Genomic DNA, 17,233 nt, shown 5'->3' with positions numbered 1-17,233 from the left:
GGTTTCGGCCACGCTGCCGAGCCTCTATGATCCCGGGGTCGCCCTCAGACCCCAGCGCCATGTATCCCTCGCTCAGCACCTTCAAACCCTGCGACCTGCCAACGCTGCTGAACAGCCTGCAGCCGATCGCGCCGCTGCTCGATACCCTGGCGGATGTGGTGTTTTTCATCAAGGACAGCCAAGCCCGCTACGCCTTCGTCAACCAGACTTTGGCCCGGCGTTGCGGTTTCAAACATCGCGAAGAGCTGCTGGGGCTCACCGCCGAAATGGTCTTCCCGGAACGTTTCGGCCCGCTGTACACCGAACAGGATCGACGGGTCCTGTCCAGCGGCCGCGAACTGTCCGACCAACTGGAGCTGCACCTGTATTACGGCAACCAGCCGATCTGGTGCCTCACCCACAAACTCGCCTTGCAGGATGAACAGGGTCAGATCGTTGGCCTGGCCGGGATCTCCCGCGACCTGCAATCCCCCCAGTCCAACCATCCCGCCTTCCAGAAACTCGCCGCCGTGGATGCGCACATCCGCAGCCACTTCGCCCGCGCCATCAGCCTCGCCGAACTGACCGCCATCGCCGGCTATTCCGTGGCGCAACTGGAGCGTCACTGCAAACGAGTGTTCCAGCTCACCCCACGGCAGATGATTCACAAGGCGCGCCTGGAAGAAGGTTCGCGGCTGTTACTGCACACCGACCTGCCCATCACCGAAATCGCCCTGCGCTGCGGTTACACCGACCACAGTGCTTTCAGCCGACAGTTCCGCGGGTTGACCAGTTTGTCGCCGAGCCAGTTTCGGGATAATCCACGCTAGGTGGAGGTACGCAATTTTTTTGTTCCGGATTCATTTTCTGGTGGTTTGGCCGAGAGATGGAGGGTGTTCTTCCGGGCCTCTTCGCGAGCAAGCCCGCACACACTTGATTTGTGTCGGACACAAATAATGTGTTCACAGAAGATCCAGTGTGGGAGCGGGCTTGCTCGCGAAGAGGCCGGTACAGCCACCACAAGGCTCGGTGTCAGACCGATAAACAGGCGATGTTTAACGGACATCTCCAGACACTCACCCAGGCTACACATCCTTGCGCCGTTGCCTACGACTGCGCCAGAATCCGCCGGCTTGTGCGCCTTGAGGCCGGGCTCTATCGTTTCCGGGTCGCTGACGAATCAGCGATCGGATTTGACCGTCCGAATCAATCAAGGCGCGCCAGCGTCCAAGACCTAATTCAGGCATTGTCTGAAATATCGTGTCGCGGTGGCTGTGCGTGGGACACCTTCGGGTGTGCCGGATTCCTTGATGTCCGGTCGGTCAACCCGCGTACAGCTGCCACCTTGTTCGTTTGACCGCGAACGGCGGCAGCTCCAGTCATCAAGGAGCTTCACCATGTTCAAAGCCACACCCAACCCACCGGAAACCGACCCAACATCCCCCTACGAATCCCTGGATTCGAAAAAGCTCAACGAAGCCGCCGACCGCGCCCTCGACCATTACCTCAAGCCACCCATCCCCAAAGACACCAAGCGCAAACCCAGCACCATTTACCACGTCGACCCCGAGGTCGATAACGAAACCCTGCTGGTCAACGCCTGCGAATCCCTGGCGTCAGCCAGCATGATGCTCAGCGAGTTCGCCGGATTGATGGACATGCCCCATCGCAACATGATGTTGGGGATTCAATCGGTGGTGATGCTCGGGGAGCTGGCGGTGAACCGGGTGCTGGATAATTTCGATCCGCGAGGTTAGCCAGAAAGATCAAAAGATCGCAGGCTTCGCCAGCTCCTACAGAGGATTTGTGTTCGACCCGGTATGGCGGCGAGCACCGAACCTGTAGGAGCTGCTGCAGGCTGCGATCTTTTGATTTTCAGCGGTTTCGAAAATGCCAAAGATCAAAAGATCAAAAGATCGCAGGCTTCGCCAGCTCCTACAGGGTTCGGTGTTCGCCGCCCTATCGCAGTCGCACACAATTGCCGGCAGGAGCTGCCGGTGTTCCTTAAAGGGGCGCTCCGCACAACCATTGCTCCCATCTGTAACACCTGCCTTTGCGGGCCCAAGTCTTCACGGCGTCACTCCCCTCCAATTGCGCCAATCCAACACCTCTACTTCAAGCCCTGACACTAAATTCGCGCTTCGACCTGGCAATAGGCACGTTGATTGCTATTGTTAATATCGTATACGAAATCCCCAATACGATATCCAACAGCACTTCACATCAACGAGGCCTCTATGAAAAACCCCGCATTTGCCGTAGCCCTCAGCGCTGTTCTCAGTACCTCCTTTATCGCCACCGCCCAAGCCGACAAGCTCGACGACTTCATCGGTTCGGGCAAACTGCGCTGCGCCGTGACCCTGGACTTCCCGCCCATGGGTTTTCGCGATGCGGGCAACAACCCGGCCGGTTTCGACGTGGACTACTGCCATGACCTGGCGAAAATCCTCGGGGTCGATGCCGAAGTGGTCGAGACGCCGTTCCCGGACCGTATTCCGGCGTTGGTCTCCGGACGGGCCGACGTGATCGTCGCCTCTACCTCCGACACCCTCGAGCGGGCCAAGACCGTCGGCCTCACCGTGCCTTATTTTGCCTTCCAGATGGTCGTACTGACCCGCGACGACACTGGCATCAACAGCTTCGATGATCTCAAGGGCAAACCCGTCGGCAACACCAGCGGCACTTATGAGGCCATCGCCCTGGAGAAAGACGTGAAGAGCTGGGGCACCGGCACCTTCCGCGCCTATCAGTCGCAGAACGACACCCTGCTGGCCGTCGCCCAAGGCCATATCGCCGCCACCGTGGTCACCAACACCGTGGCCGCCGCCACTCTCAAGTCGGGCAAATACAAAAACCTGAAAGTCGCCGGTAACGCGCCATACGTGATCGATTACGTGTCCCTCGGCGCCAAGCGCAATGAGTATGGCCTGCTCAATTACCTCAACCTGTTCGTCAACCAGCAGGTGCGCACCGGTCGTTACAACGAGCTGTTCGTCAAATGGGTTGGCACTGAAATTTCGCCGACCAACCTGACCGTGCCACAGGTCTACTACTAAGGTGTCCGGCATGCCTAGGCCCACTTCTGTGACCGGTCGCAGCCTGGTCGCGGGCACCGCCGAGGGTGCCCTGCTGTTCGCCGAGATCGGGTTGAGTTTCTGGGGCGGGGTCGATCCGTATAGCGGCGAGATCATTGACCGTCACCACCCACTCAGCGGCGAATACCTGGCCGGCCGCGTGCTGGCCATCCCCGGCAGTCGCGGTTCGTGCACCGGCAGTAGCGTGTTGATGGAACTGATCAGCAACGGTCACGCACCGGCCGCACTGGTGCTGGCCGAACCCGATGAGATCCTGACCCTGGGCGTGCTGGTTGCACAGACCATTTTCGAGCGTTCCCTGCCGGTGCTGTGCATCGGCCGGGAGGCCTTCGCCGCCCTGCGCGGCAAGGTCTTCGCTCGGGTCGAGGACACAACACTGAGCCTGTTCGAGCACCTGCCGGACGATGACTGGCAGGCAATCGACAGCCCATCGCAACTTGCAGAAACCAGCGCCTTGATCGAACTCACCGAACACGACCGGGCGCTGCTCGACGGCCAGCATGGCAAAGCCGCACAGGTGGCGATGCAGATCATCCTGCGCATGGCCGAACTGCAAGGTGCCCGCCATCTGGTGGACGTCACCCAGGCGCACATCGACGGCTGTATCTACACGGGACCGGCGAGCCTGCGTTTTGCCCAACAGCTGGTGCAATGGGGAGCAACAGTGCGGGTACCCACCACCCTCAATTCGATTTCCGTGGACCAGCGCCACTGGCGCGAGCTGGGCATCGACCCGGCTCTCGGTGAACCGGCCAGTGCCTTGGGCGATGCCTATATGGCGATGGGTGCACAGCTGAGTTTCACCTGCGCGCCCTACCTGCTCGACAGCGCGCCGAAGGCTGGCGAGCAGATCGTCTGGGCCGAATCCAATGCAGTGGTCTACGCCAACAGCGTGCTCGGCGCACGTACCCTCAAATACCCGGACTACCTGGACATCTGCATCGCACTGACCGGCCGCGCCCCGTTGATCGGCTGCCACCTGGACGCGCAACGCAAGGCCCGACTGCAGATCGAGTTGTCCGCCCTGGGTGAACTGGACGACGCTTTCTACCCGCTGCTCGGGTACCACATCGGTACGCTGGCGGGCAGCCGGATTCCACTGGTGCGCGGGTTGGAAAACCGCAACCCGAGCCTGGACGACCTCAAAGCGTTCGGCGCGGCATTTGCCACCACCTCCGCCGCGCCCTTATTCCATATCGCTGGGGTCACCCCGGAGGCCATTGACCCAGCGCAGGTGCTGGAAGTGGATGGGGTTCTACCCGTAGAAAAAATCCGCCTGAACGATCTATTGCTTAGCTGGCGCGAACTCAACAGTGCTCGCGACAATCGGGTGGATGTGGTCTCGCTGGGCAACCCGCATTTTTCCCTCAGCGAATTCGCCCACCTCACGCGGCTATGTCTCGGTCGGCATAAACACCCTGACGTGGTCCTCGCCATTACCTGCGGCCGCGCCGTGCTGGAGCAGGCTCGCGAAGCCGGGCATATCGCCGTGATCGAAGCTTTCGGCGCCACCCTGGTCACCGATACCTGCTGGTGCATGCTCGGCGAGCCGGTGATCCCGCTAGCCGCAAAAACCCTGATGACCAACTCCGGCAAGTACGCCCATTACGCACCTGGCCTGACGGGCCGCAAGGTGCATTTCGCCAGCATCAAAGAATGCGTCGATGCCGCCTGCAAGGGCACCGCCAGCGGGCGCCTGCCGGCGTGGTTACAACCTGCCGCCCTACTGGAGAGCCCTGCGCATGTTTGATTACAGCTTCCAATGGCGCTCAGCGCTGCGCGCCCTGCCGGACATGCTCGCCGGTGCCCTGGTCACCTTCGAGACCGCGGCGTTGTCGATGATCTTCGGCGTGCTGATTGCCCTGGCCCTGACCGTGATGCGCGAAAGCAAAAACCCGCTGCTGCGCGGCATCGGCAACGGCTGGGTATCGATCGCACGCAACACCCCGTCGCTGTTCCAGATCTACGTCCTCTACTTCGGCCTCGGCTCGCTGGGCCTGCACGTCAGTTCATGGCTGGCCCTGCTGGCCGGGATCACCTTCAACAATGCCGGATATCTGGCGGAGAACTTTCGCGGTGGCCTCAAGGCCGTCCCGAACACACAAGTGCGCGCTGCACGTTCGCTGGGCATGAGCGCCTTTCAGGCCTACCGCATGATCATCGTCCCGCAGCTGCTGCGGATCGTCTTCTACCCACTGACTAATCAGATGGTCTGGGCGGTGCTGATGACGTCGCTGGGGGTGATCGTCGGGCTGAACAATGACCTGACCGGCGTGACCCAGGACTACAACGTCAAAACGTTCCGCACCTTCGAGTTCTTCGCCATCGCAGCGGTGCTGTATTACCTGATTGCCAAGGCGATCGTCGCGGCAGCCCGGCTGATGGCCTGGCGGTTGTTCCGTTACTGAGGAGCTGTGCATGTTTGCCACCGGTTTTTCCTCCAATGACCTGTTGTTCCTGCTCAATGGCGCCTGGGTCACGCTGCAACTGACGTTCTGGTCGATCATGCTCGGCACCCTCGCAGGCTTGCTTTTCGGTCTGCTGCGGGCCTTGTTGCCGCGGGCCAGTTTGCCCCTGGCCTGGGTGCTGGACGTGTTTCGCAGCGTGCCGTTGCTGATCCAGTTCGTGCTGTTCAACTCGCTCAAAAGCATCGTCGGCTTGAACATCAGCGCCTTCAGCGTCGGCTGCATTGTGCTGGGGGTTTACGCCGCCGCGTACTTCACCGAGATCGTGCGCGCTGGCGTGTTGTCGGTGCCGTTCACCCTGCGTCGGGCCAGTCGCTCGCTGGGCCTGAGCTTCCTGCAGGACCTGCGCTGGATCGTCCTGCCGATGGCCACCCGGGTGGCATTCCCCGGCTGGCTGAACCTGGTGCTCGGCGTGATGAAAGACACCGCGCTGGTGATGTGGATCGGCATCGTCGAACTGCTGCGCGCCTCGCAAACCATCGTCACCCGCATCCAGGAACCATTGCTGGTGCTGTGCATCGCGGGCCTTATTTACTACGTCATGAGCCTGGTGGTCGCACGCCTGGGCGCTCGTCTGGAAAGAAGGTGGCAAGAAAATGATTGAGATCGACAACGTACATAAATCCTTCGGCGACCTCGAAGTAGTCAAGGGTGTCAGCCTGACAGTGAACAAGGGCGAGGTGGTGTCGATCATCGGCGGCTCGGGCTCCGGCAAATCGACCCTGCTGATGTGCATCAACGGCCTGGAACCGATCCAGAAAGGCAACATCCGCGTCGACGGCGTCGAGGTCCATGACCGCGCCACCGACCTCAATCGCCTGCGGCAGAAAATCGGCATTGTGTTCCAGCAATGGAACGCCTTCCCGCACCTGACGGTGCTGGAAAACGTGATGCTGGCGCCGCGCAAAGTCTTGGGTAAAAGCAAGCGCGAGGCCGAGGAACTGGCGGTGCAGCAACTGACCCACGTGGGCCTTGCCGACAAGCTCAAGACCTTCCCTGGCAAGTTGTCCGGCGGTCAGCAACAGCGCATGGCGATTGCCCGCGCCTTGGCCATGTCGCCGGACTACATGCTGTTCGACGAAGCCACCTCGGCCCTCGACCCGCAATTGGTCGGGGAGGTGCTGGACACCATGCGCATGCTTGCCGAAGACGGCATGACCATGGTGCTGGTGACCCACGAAATCCGCTTTGCCCGCGACGTCTCCGACCGCGTGGCGTTCTTTCGCAATGGCCTGGTGCATGAGATTGGCTCGCCGGATCAGGTGATTGGTAATCCGGAGCAGGCGGAAACGGCGGCGTTTCTGAAATCGGTGAAGTAACGGCTGGCCCCTTCGCGAGCAAGCCCGCTCCCACATTTGATCTTCAGTGCGACACAGATCCAGTGTGGGAGCGGGCTTGCTCGCGAAGGGGCCCTAACAGACAAAACAAGGAGCAGGCAATGCGCTCATCGAAAGTCATTCATGTAGTCAGCTGTCACGCCGAAGGTGAAGTCGGCGATGTGATCGTCGGCGGTGTCGCCCCACCACCGGGCGCCACCGTGTGGGAACAATCGCGCTGGATCGCCAAGGATCAGACTCTGCGCAACTTCGTGCTCAACGAGCCTCGCGGCGGTGTGTTCCGTCACGTCAACCTGTTGGTGCCGGCCAAGGATCCGCGGGCGCAGATGGCCTGGATCATCATGGAACCGGCAGACACGCCACCGATGTCCGGCTCCAATTCACTGTGCGTGGCCACAGTGTTACTCGACAGCGGCATCCTGCCAATGACCGAACCGCAAACCCGACTGATACTCGAAGCGCCCGGCGGGTTGATCGAGGCCGTGGCCGACTGCCGTGATGGCAAGGTCGAGCGGGTAGAAATCAAGAACGTACCCTCCTTCGCTGATCGCCTCGACGCCTGGATCGAAGTCGAAGGCCTCGGCTCGTTGCAGGTCGATACCGCGTACGGCGGCGACAGCTTTGTGATCGCCGACGCCGAACGCCTGGGCTTTTCCATTCGTCCCGATGAGGCTGCCGACCTGGTGGCGGTCGGGTTGAAAATCACTCGCGCGGCCAATGAACAACTGGGCTTCGTCCATCCGCTGAACCCTGAGTGGTCGCATATTTCCTTCTGCCAGATTGCCGCGCCCATCGTCATGGAGAACGGCATTGCCACCGGTGCCAACGCGGTGGTGATTCAACCCGGCAAGATCGACCGCTCGCCCACCGGTACTGGTTGCTCGGCGCGCATGGCGGTGATGCAGGCCAAGGGGCTGATGCAAGTGGGCGAGCGCTTTATTGGCCGTTCGATCATCGGTTCCGAGTTCCATTGCCGCATCGATTCCCTGACCGAAGTGGCCGGACGCCCAGCGATCTACCCGTGCATTTCCGGCCGAGCCTGGATCACCGGCACCCACCAATTGCTGCTCGATCCGAGCGATCCGTGGCCGCAGGGCTATCGCCTGTCAGACACGTGGCCGGGGGGCTGAGGCCGAAACGGAGCTTTTGTGGCGAGGATGTTTGTATGGAGAAGGCGCTTTTGTGGCAAGGCAGCTTTTGTGGCGAGGGAGCTTGCTCCCGCTGGGTTGCGCAGCAGCCCTATGCTGTAATCGCAGTTCGTCTGAAACAATCGGTACTCTGGTTTCACGACTGCTGCGCAGCCGAACGGGAGCAAGCTCCCTCGCCACAAAAGCCCCCTTACCACAAGGGCTGCCTCTCCACACAAGCTACCGCCCCACAGTGATTTCTCACCCCCTGATTGATTGAAAAAACCACTAGCCGAATATTGCCACTTGAAATATCGTATACGAAATACAATTAACGAACCGGAGGCAACAATGAGCAAACGAATTAACTGGAGTGGCGTCTTCCCCGCGGTGACCACTCAATTCAACGATGACTTTTCCATCAACCTGGAAAAAACCCATCAGGTGATTTCCAACGTGATCCGCGACGGCGTCTCGGGCCTGGTGGTGTGTGGTTCGGTGGGGGAAAACACCTCATTGACCGCCGAAGAAAAAATCGCCGTGACCGAAGTCGCGGTCGACGCCTCCCGGGGTCGCGTGCCAGTGATCTGCGGTGTGGCCGAGTTCACCAGCGTGCAAGCGGCCAAGGTCGCCAATGCCGTGCGCCGGGTCGGCGTCGACGGCGTGATGCTGATGCCGGCGCTGGTCTATGGCTCCAAGCCGTTCGAGACCGCCGAGCACTACCGCTACGTGGCGAAAAACGCCGACGTACCGTTGATGGTCTACAACAACCCGCCGATCTACAAAAACGACGTCACCCCGGACATCCTGATTTCCCTGGCCGACTGCGACAACGTGGTGTGCTTCAAGGATTCGTCCGGCGATACCCGTCGTTTCATCGACGTGCGCAATGAAGTCGGCGACCGTTTCGTGCTGTTCGCAGGTCTCGACGACGTGGTGCTGGAAAGCATCGCGGTGGGTGCCGAGGGCTGGGTCTCGGGCATGTCTAACGTGTTCCCGAAAGAAGGCGAAACCATCTTCCGTCTGGCCAAGGCCGGTCGCTTCGCCGAAGCCATGCCGATCTACGAATGGCTGATGCCGATCCTGCACCTCGATGCCCGTGCCGACCTGGTGCAGTGCATCAAGCTTTGCGAAGCCATCGCCGGTCGCGGCAGCGCGCTGACCCGTCCGCCACGCCTGGCCCTGCCGGAAGCCGATCGGGTGTTCGTCGAGCAGATCATGGCCAAGGCCCTGGCTAACCGTCCGGAGTTGCCAGACGTCGGTCTCTGAGTGATTGCTGGGGGCGATTCGCTGGCTTGAGCCTTGCACCTGTCACACCCTTCCCTGTGGCGAGGGAGCTTGCTCCCGCTCGAGTGCGCAGCACTCGCAAAATAGACAATTGTTGCCGCTATTTTGGGGCCGCTACGCAGCCCAACGCGAGCAAGCTCGCTCGCCACAAAACAGCGCACGGCTCAGCACCTTGATTGACTTGCAACGGTCCTGCCTCACCTTTCCCGACAGGAGTTTTTCCATGTCCCAGATCATCGGCCACAACTACATCGGCGGTGCCCGCAGCGCCGCCGGCAGCATCACTCTGCACAGCCACGACGCCAGCACCGGCGAAGCGCTGCCCTTCTCTTTCATGCAAGCCACCGTGGAAGAAGTGGACGCCGCCGCCCAGGCCGCTGCTGCCGCTTACCCGGCCTTCCGCAATCTACCGGCAACCCGCCGTGCAGAATTTCTTGAAGCGATCGCCACGCAACTGGATGCACTGGATGATGAATTCGTCGCTCTGGTCACCCGCGAAACCGCGCTGCCGACCGGGCGCATTCAAGGCGAACGCAGTCGTACCAGCAACCAAATGCGCCTGTTCGCTCAGGTTCTGCGCCGGGGCGATTTCCATGGTGCGCGCATCGACCGCGCCTTGCCCGAACGTCTGCCACTGCCACGGGTCGACCTGCGCCAATACCGGATCGGCGTCGGCCCGGTAGCTGTGTTCGGCGCCAGTAATTTCCCGCTGGCCTTTTCTACCGCCGGCGGTGACACCGCTGCTGCCCTGGCCGCCGGTTGCCCGGTGGTGTTCAAGGCCCACAGCGGACACATGGCGACCGCCGAACGCGTGGCCGATGCAATCATCCGCGCCGCCGAGCAAACCGACATGCCCAAAGGTGTGTTCAACATGATCTACGGTGCAGGCGTCGGTGGAACGCTGGTCAAGCATCCGGCGATCCAGGCCGTCGGTTTCACCGGCTCGTTAAAAGGTGGTCGCGCGCTCTGCGACATGGCCGCTGCACGGCCACAACCGATCCCGGTGTTCGCTGAAATGAGCAGCATCAACCCGGTGCTGGTTTTGCCCGGAGCCTTGCAAGTACGCGGCGAGAAAATCGCCGGTGAGCTGGTGGCGTCGGTGGTCCAGGGGTGCGGTCAGTTCTGTACCAATCCGGGGTTGGTGATCGGTATGCGCTCACCCCGCTTCAGTGCGTTCATCGCGCGGCTCAGTGCCTTGATGGCCGAACAACCGGCGCAAACGATGCTCAACGCAGGCACCCTCGGCAGCTACGAAAAAGGCGTGCAGGCCTTGCTCGACCATCCAGGAATAACCCGCCTGGCGGGCCAGAATCAGCACGGCAATCAGGCGCTGCCGCAACTGTTCAAGGCCGACGTCAGTCTGCTGTTCAAGGGTGATCCACTGTTGCAGGAAGAAGTGTTCGGCCCGACCACCATTGTCGTCGAAGTGGCCGACGAGGCTGAGCTGCGACAAGCGCTGAACAGTTTGCACGGTCAACTCACCGCCACGTTGATTGGCGAAGCACAGGACCTGAAAGAACACGCCGGTCTGCTGGTGCTGCTGGAACAAAAGGTCGGCCGCGTGCTGTTCAACGGCTACCCCACCGGCGTCGAAGTCTGCGACGCCATGGTGCATGGCGGGCCTTATCCGGCGACCTCCGATGCCCGTGGCACCTCGGTCGGCAGCCTGGCCATCGAGCGCTTCCTGCGCCCGGTTTGCTACCAGAACTGCCCGGACGCCTTGCTGCCCGACGCCCTGAAAAACGCCAATCCGCTGGGCATTGCGCGACTGGTTGATGGCAACATCCACCGCGAACCGGTTTAACAACACAACCTCCTGTGTGGCGAGGGGGCTTGCCCCCGTTCGGCTGCGCAGCAGTCGTAAAACCGTTATATGAAATGCAGGGGCCGCTTCGCGACCCAACGGGGGCAAGCCCCCTCGCCACACAGCCTCGCTCCTACAGGAGGTTCATCGTATTCAAGCAAGCAGTGCGTTCAGGTCGTTGTACAGCGCCTCGGGAATCTGTATTCCCTCCACCATACTGCGCGCCCGCGCCGCATAACGCCGTTGCGACGGCAAGCGTGCGCCCTGGCCTTCAATGCCCTGAAACAACACTTCGGCCCGAGCCAAATGTTCCTCGGTGGCCGCCCCCAGAAAACGTCGCGGGTCCAGCGCGATGATCAACTCGCCATGGTAGGGCGATGACTTGCTGCCCGCGTCATAGGCCAGCGATTCGGCACTGGTCAAATCACCGATCAAAGGCCCGGCGATCAACTCCACCATTGCCGCCAGCGCCGAGCCCTTGTGCCCACCGAACGTCAGCATCGCGCCGCTGTCGAGCACGACGTTGGCATCGGTGCTCGGCCGACCCTCAGCGTCCACGCCCCACCCCTCGGGAATCGCCTTGCCGGCACGCCGATGCAACTCGATATCCCCACGGGCAATCGCACTGGTGGCGAAGTCAAACACAAACGGATCCTGCCCCGCCCGCGGCCAGCCAAAGGCAATGGGATTGGTGCCGAACACCGGCACACGTCCCCCGGCCGGTGCTACCCAGGCATGACTCGGATTACACGCCAGCGCCACCAACCCAACGGCGGTCAACTGCTCGATCTCCACCCACAGCGCCGAGAAATGCACACAGCGATTGATCGCCAACGCCGCAACCCCGTTGGCCCGGGTTTTCTCCGCCAGCAACCCAAGCCCCGCCTGAAACGCCAACTGTGAAAAACCACCCCCGGCGTCTACCCGCACGATCGACGGCGCCTGGTCGATCACCTGCGGCACGGCATCGGCCGAGACCTTGCCGGCCCGCAGGGAATTCACGCAGCCCAGAATCCGATACAAACCGTGGGAGGCACAGCCATCGCGCTCGCCGGCGATCACCGTCGCCGCCACCGCTTGTGCGTGGGCCAGATTAAAACCGTTGTGCAACAGGATCGATTCGGCCAACTCGCGGGCTTCGATCAGGGTCAGTCGGATCATGCTCATCTCCTTGGACAGACCGGTCAGGGTGGGCCACTCCAAGGCTCACGGCTTGATCGCTTTAGGTCGGGTTGATGACGAATTCGGCATATCGTTGAAACGGTCGACGTTATTGTGTGGCCGCACCACTCGTCGGCAGACGCAACGCGATCAATTGACATCGATGGGGGGCTGCGCAATTATTATTACATCGCATACGATACAAACGTATGCGACACATAAATCACATCTTTTGAAACGTTGAGGATCCACCCCATGAGCAAGATCGAAAAAGTACTGGCCACCGGCAAGACTCACACCACCGTTAGCGCCGCTGGCAACACTTCGCGTGGCCATAGCGGCAGCCTCGACATCCAGCTCTCGTCGCCTGGAAACGCGAAACTGGCGCACGAGTTCAAAACCATTGCACCGCATCCAACCGCCGAGCAGCTGTTCGCCGGCGCATGGTCGGCCTGCTACACCGCCGCCGTCGGGCTGGTGGCCAATGAAATGAACGTGGTGCTACCGTCTGATCTGTCCGTCGACATCGAAGTCGATCTGGGTCAGACCGGTGCGGCGTACTTCCTCCAGGCTCGGTTGACTCTGCGCGTACCAGGTCTGGCGCATGACATCGCGACGACGCTGGCGCATACCGCAGATCAAATTTGCCCGTACTCGAAAGCGACGCGGGGCAATATCGACGTGGCCTTGAATGTTCTTACGGCATGACGCACTGCGATTGGCCCTTTTTTTCCATGTATATATCGCATGCGCTTTAAGCGCATGCGAATCTGGAACCCCCTTCGTACTGTCGAACCGGCCACGTCGACAATCAGAGCTGTTCCGACACAATCGCATACGCGGTATATTTTGCCTTTACGAGCTTATGTTTGGCGGCATCGAAAGATCGCAGCCTTCGGCAGCTCCTACGGCCAACGAGGAAGCACATGAAACCCACCGACAAGACGGCTCCCGCCAGCCTGAAGCTCTCCGACTTCCTGTGTTTTGCGGTCTATTCCACGAACCTGGCCTTCGGCAAGGCCTACAAGCCGATACTCGAGCAGTTGGGGCTCACCTATACGCAATACATCACCATCGTTGCGTTATGGGAGGAAGACAATCAAACCGTGGGCAGCCTGGGCGAGAAGCTGTTTCTCGAATCGAACACACTCACACCTATCCTGAAGAAGCTGGAAGCGATGGGCTATCTACAGAGGCAGCGTGATCCCGAGGACGAGCGGCAGGTGCGGATCAGTCTGACGAAGAATGGTCGAGAGTTGCGTGAAGGCCGTCCCGAAATGGGCCTCTCCGACGCAACGGGCCTGACACCGGACGAGTTCACGCAGATGCAGAATGCGATCGTGAAGCTGCGCAACAATCTCATCAAATCGACGAAAGCCGGGGAATGAGTGACTACTGATCGTTTTTTAATCGGGGGTATTTTTCGGGCATGAAAAACCCAACCTTTTCAGATTGGACTAGTCATTGAATCATAGGGTCGGGACGGTGTGATTCGAACACTCGCCCCTAGGTCCTCTTCTTCTTTTTCACCCCAATTCGTTTTGCCGGATCAGCTTCTTGTCAATCTTCCCGACGCTGGTTTTAGGAATCTCGGCGACGAATTTGAACTGCTTGGGGATCGCCCATTTGTTGATGCGCCCACGCTCGACAAACCCTTGCAGGTGCGCCTCCAGGATCTTGCTGTCTAGATACTGCCCAGGCTCGCACACCACCAGCGCCATCGGCCGTTCGCCCCATTGCTCATCGGCAATGCCCACGACCGCGACTGACTTCACCGCCGCGTGTTCGCTGATCAGGCTTTCCAGTTCCAGAGAGCTGATCCACTCCCCGCCCGTCTTGATCACATCCTTGATTCGATCTTTGATTTCCACCCAGCCCAAGGCGTCGATGGAGGCCAGATCGCCGGTGTGCATCCAGCCGTTGTGCCACAGCTCGGCGCCCTTTTCGGGCTCCTTCAAATAGCCTTGGGTCAGCCAGGGTGCGCGCACTACGATCTCGCCCAGAGACTCGCCATCGTGGGCAACGTCATTGCCATTGGCATCGATGATTTTCAGGTCGACCATCGGCACCGGCGTGCCAGTCTTGATGCGGGAGGCCAGTTGGGCCTGCATGGGCAGCTCGAGGTCTTTATCTCGCAGGTAGGTCAGGCACAGCAATGGGCAGGTTTCCGACATGCCATAACCGCTGTGCACCTCAATACCTTTGGCACTCGCTTCGCTGGCAATTCCCAGCGGCAGTGCGCTGCCACCCAGAAGCATTTTCCAGCCATCGAAACGGGTCTGGGCTGCTTCTTCACAGCTCAGGATCATTTGTAAAATGGTCGGCACACAGTGGGAAAAAGTGACCTTTTCCTCACGATACAACCTGACCAGGCTGTTGGGTTCGTAGCGGCCGGGGTACACCTGCTTGAGCCCCATCAGGGTGGCGACATAAGGCACACCCCAGGCATGCACGTGAAACATCGGGGTGATCGGCATATACACATCATCGGAACGCAGCAACGGCAGGCCTTGATAGACGCCCAACGTGCCCACGGCATTCAAGGTGTGCAGGACCAATTGGCGGTGGGTGAAATACACGCCTTTAGGGTCGCCCGTGGTGCCGGTGGTGTAGAACAGGGTCGCCACCGAGTTTTCGTCAAAGTCAGGAAAGTCATACTGGTCCGAAGCCCTGGACAGCAGGTTTTCATATTCCCCCAGCACCGGTAACGACGTGTCGGTTGCGGTGTCATCCGTGAGCTGCAGGTAACCTTTGACGGTGTTGAGCTGCCCCTGAATCTGTTCAATCAGCGGCAGGAAATCATCATGCACCAGCACCAGATCGTCCTCGGCATGGTTCATGGTGAAGAGCACCTGATCCGGCGAAAGACGAATGTTCACGGTGTGCAGCACCGCACCGATCATCGGTACGGCAAAGAAGCATTCCAGGTAGCGGTGGCTGTCCCAGTCGAGCATGGCCACGGTATCGCCGGCCTTGACGCCGGCAGCGGTCAAGGCGTTGGCCAGCCTGCGGATCCGCTGGTTGAGGGTTTGATAGCTGTAGCGCAATTTGTCGGCGTAGACGATTTCCCGTCCCGGTTCGTAGCGCACGCCGGACAGCAACAATTGCTTGACCAGCAAGGGATAGGCATAGGCGCCATCGGCGGGCGGAATTATTTTTGTCGCCATCATGGTTGGGGTTCCTTGTCCTTTCGATCAGAAGTGCGCGGGTTCCAGCTCGTAGAGGCATTCGCTGCCGGCCTTGACCGACGCGCTCAACGAGTGGATGCGCGGCAGCAGGCGGGCGAAGTAGAAGCGCGCGGTACCCAGCTTGCTGGCGTAGAAATCATCCTCAGCCTGTTTGCCCATGGCCGCTTTGGCCATCAGTGCCCACATGTAGGCATAAGCGGTGTAGCCGAACACCTGCAGGTACTCGACCGAGGCCGCGCCTATTTCGTTGGGATTGCTGATAGCCCGATCCAGCAACCACGCGGTCAGTTCGTCGAGGGTGTCCACGGCGGCGTCCAGTGGTTTGCAGAACTCGCCGAGGTCGGCATCGGCGTTGGCGGTGAAATTGCGGATTTCGGAAGCGAACAAGCGATAAAGCGCCCCGCCGCTGGCGACGATCTTGCGCCCGGCCAGGTCCAGTGACTGGATGCCGTTGGTGCCTTCGTAGATCTGGGTGATGCGCACATCGCGCACCAGTTGCTCCTGGCCCCATTCGCGAATGTAGCCGTGGCCGCCGAAGATCTGCTGGCCATGCACGGTGGTTTCCAGGCCCATGTCGGTGAGGAACGCCTTGGCCACCGGGGTCAGCAGCGATACCAGCTCTTGGGCGCGGGTGCGGGTGGCCGCATCATCGCTGTACTTGGCGGTATCCAGTTGCAGCGCCACGTAGCTGGAGAACGCACGCCCGCCCTCGTTCAAGGCTTTCATGGTCAACAGCATGCGTCGTACATCCGGGTGCACGATGATCGGGTCGGCGGCCTTGTCCTTGTTCTGCGCGCCGGTCGGTGAACGGCTTTGCAGGCGGTCACGGGCGTATTCGACGGCGTTCTGGTACGAACGCTCACCCAACGCCAGACCCTGGATACCCACGCCCAAACGTTCGTAGTTCATCATGGTGAACATGGCCGCCAGGCCCTTGTTCGGCGCATCGACGATCCAGCCGGTCGCCCCGTCAAAGTTCATCACGCACGTAGCGGAGGCTTTGATGCCCATCTTGTGCTCGATAGAACCGCAGGACAGCGAGTTGAGCTCACCCAGCGAGCCATCGTCATTGACCAGCACCTTGGGCACCAGAAACAGCGAAATCCCCTTGGGACCGGCCGGTGCATCCGGCAACCGCGCCAGCACCAGATGAATGATGTTTTCGGTCAGGTCGTGCTCGCCGCCAGTGATGAAAATCTTGCTGCCGCTGATCTTGTAACTGCCGTCGGCCTGAGGTTCGGCGCGAGTGCGAATCAGGCCCAGGTCCGTGCCGGCATGCGCCTCGGTCAGGCACATCGAGCCGGTCCAGGTGCCGGCATACATGTTCGGCAGATAGCGTTCCTTGAGCTCTTCACTGGCGTGGGCATTGATCGACAGGCACGCACCGGCGGTCAGCATCGGGTACAGGCCGAACGACAGGCTCGCTGAGTTGACCATCTCTTCGACCTGAGCCGAAATGGCCTTGGGCATGCCCATGCCACCGAACTGCGGATCGCCACCCACCCCCACCCAACCGCCTTCGGCAAAGGCTTGGTAGGCCGCGGCAAAACCGTCCGGCGCCTGGACCGCGCCGTTGTTCCAGGTGCAGCCCTGCTCGTCGCTGCTGCGGTTCAGCGGCGCGACCACTTCGGCGCTGATCTTGCCGGCCTCTTCAAGGATCGCGGCGGCCGTTTCTTCATCAATCACCTCGGCCAGGCCAGGCAATCGGGCCCATAGGCGGGACACCTCGAAGACTTCGTTGAGCACGAAGCGCATGTCGCGCAAAGGAGCTTTGTAATCAGACATAGTTG

General features: G+C 60.6%; 15 protein-coding genes. 12 read left to right on the top strand and 3 right to left on the bottom strand.

Annotated elements, in window-relative coordinates; genetic code table 11:
- Positions 1 to 59 precede the first annotated feature (59 nt).
- From ABH909_RS14385 to ABH909_RS14340, 10 genes are all read left to right on the top strand, one after another.
- A complete protein-coding gene (locus tag ABH909_RS14385) occupies positions 60 to 809 on the top strand; it encodes a helix-turn-helix domain-containing protein (protein ID WP_429434124.1) in 750 nt (249 codons plus the stop codon).
- Between the two features lie 567 nt (positions 810 to 1,376).
- Complete coding sequence (locus tag ABH909_RS14380; RefSeq protein ID WP_429434121.1) at positions 1,377 to 1,736, top strand: DUF6124 family protein; 360 nt, start codon at positions 1,377 to 1,379, stop codon at positions 1,734 to 1,736.
- Positions 1,737 to 2,216: 480 nt separating this feature from the next.
- A complete protein-coding gene (locus tag ABH909_RS14375; protein WP_429434118.1) occupies positions 2,217 to 3,035 on the top strand; it encodes a transporter substrate-binding domain-containing protein in 819 nt (272 codons plus the stop codon).
- A 10-nt stretch (positions 3,036 to 3,045) separates the two neighbouring features.
- Complete coding sequence (locus ABH909_RS14370) at positions 3,046 to 4,824, top strand: aconitase X (RefSeq protein WP_429434115.1); 1,779 nt, start codon at positions 3,046 to 3,048, stop codon at positions 4,822 to 4,824.
- Complete coding sequence (locus tag ABH909_RS14365; protein WP_052965277.1) at positions 4,817 to 5,482, top strand: amino acid ABC transporter permease; 666 nt, start codon at positions 4,817 to 4,819, stop codon at positions 5,480 to 5,482. Before ABH909_RS14370 ends, ABH909_RS14365 begins: the two co-directional genes overlap by 8 nt.
- Positions 5,483 to 5,492: 10 nt before the next feature.
- The gene (locus tag ABH909_RS14360; protein WP_218399217.1) at positions 5,493 to 6,143 is read left to right on the top strand and encodes an amino acid ABC transporter permease; all 651 of its coding nucleotides are present in this window, start codon (positions 5,493 to 5,495) and stop codon (positions 6,141 to 6,143) included.
- Entirely contained in the window at positions 6,136 to 6,858 is a 723-nt protein-coding gene (locus ABH909_RS14355; RefSeq protein ID WP_429434110.1) for an amino acid ABC transporter ATP-binding protein, read from the top strand. Before ABH909_RS14360 ends, ABH909_RS14355 begins: the two co-directional genes overlap by 8 nt.
- A 119-nt stretch (positions 6,859 to 6,977) precedes the next feature.
- On the top strand, positions 6,978 to 8,006 hold the full coding sequence (locus ABH909_RS14350) for a trans-3-hydroxy-L-proline dehydratase (protein ID WP_429434107.1): 1,029 nt from the start codon (positions 6,978 to 6,980) through the stop codon (positions 8,004 to 8,006).
- A 348-nt stretch (positions 8,007 to 8,354) separates the two neighbouring features.
- The gene (locus tag ABH909_RS14345; protein WP_007903713.1) at positions 8,355 to 9,272 is read left to right on the top strand and encodes a dihydrodipicolinate synthase family protein; all 918 of its coding nucleotides are present in this window, start codon (positions 8,355 to 8,357) and stop codon (positions 9,270 to 9,272) included.
- A gap of 241 nt (positions 9,273 to 9,513) precedes the next feature.
- A complete protein-coding gene (locus tag ABH909_RS14340) occupies positions 9,514 to 11,094 on the top strand; it encodes an aldehyde dehydrogenase (NADP(+)) (protein WP_429434105.1) in 1,581 nt (526 codons plus the stop codon).
- 153 nt (positions 11,095 to 11,247) lie between these two features.
- Here ABH909_RS14340 and ABH909_RS14335 read toward each other — a convergent pair whose 3' ends face one another.
- Entirely contained in the window at positions 11,248 to 12,255 is a 1,008-nt protein-coding gene (locus ABH909_RS14335) for an Ldh family oxidoreductase (protein ID WP_429434102.1), read from the bottom strand.
- A 255-nt stretch (positions 12,256 to 12,510) separates the two neighbouring features.
- Here ABH909_RS14335 and ABH909_RS14330 point away from each other — a divergent pair, with 255 nt between their 5' ends.
- Both ABH909_RS14330 and ABH909_RS14325 read left to right on the top strand, forming a co-directional pair.
- Positions 12,511 to 12,963, top strand: coding sequence for an Ohr family peroxiredoxin (locus ABH909_RS14330; RefSeq protein ID WP_429434100.1), 453 nt, complete (start codon positions 12,511 to 12,513; stop codon positions 12,961 to 12,963).
- A 218-nt stretch (positions 12,964 to 13,181) separates the two neighbouring features.
- Positions 13,182 to 13,643, top strand: a complete 462-nt coding sequence (locus ABH909_RS14325; RefSeq protein WP_429434097.1) for a MarR family winged helix-turn-helix transcriptional regulator — start codon at positions 13,182 to 13,184, stop codon at positions 13,641 to 13,643.
- A gap of 138 nt (positions 13,644 to 13,781) precedes the next feature.
- On the opposite strand, the gene ABH909_RS14320 is transcribed toward ABH909_RS14325, so the two are convergent.
- Together ABH909_RS14320 and ABH909_RS14315 are read right to left on the bottom strand one after the other, a co-directional pair.
- Positions 13,782 to 15,425 (bottom strand): fatty acid--CoA ligase, encoded by a 1,644-nt coding sequence (locus ABH909_RS14320; RefSeq protein ID WP_429434095.1) that lies wholly within the window; start codon positions 15,423 to 15,425, stop codon positions 13,782 to 13,784.
- Between the two features lie 24 nt (positions 15,426 to 15,449).
- Complete coding sequence (locus tag ABH909_RS14315; protein ID WP_429434092.1) at positions 15,450 to 17,228, bottom strand: acyl-CoA dehydrogenase C-terminal domain-containing protein; 1,779 nt, start codon at positions 17,226 to 17,228, stop codon at positions 15,450 to 15,452.
- Positions 17,229 to 17,233: the final 5 nt, after the last annotated feature.

Origin of the sequence: Pseudomonas sp. BS3782 TE3695, from assembly GCF_050435305.1 — a bacterium.
GTDB lineage: Bacteria > Pseudomonadota > Gammaproteobacteria > Pseudomonadales > Pseudomonadaceae > Aquipseudomonas.
This window is presented reverse-complemented; position numbering and strand designations above follow the sequence as displayed.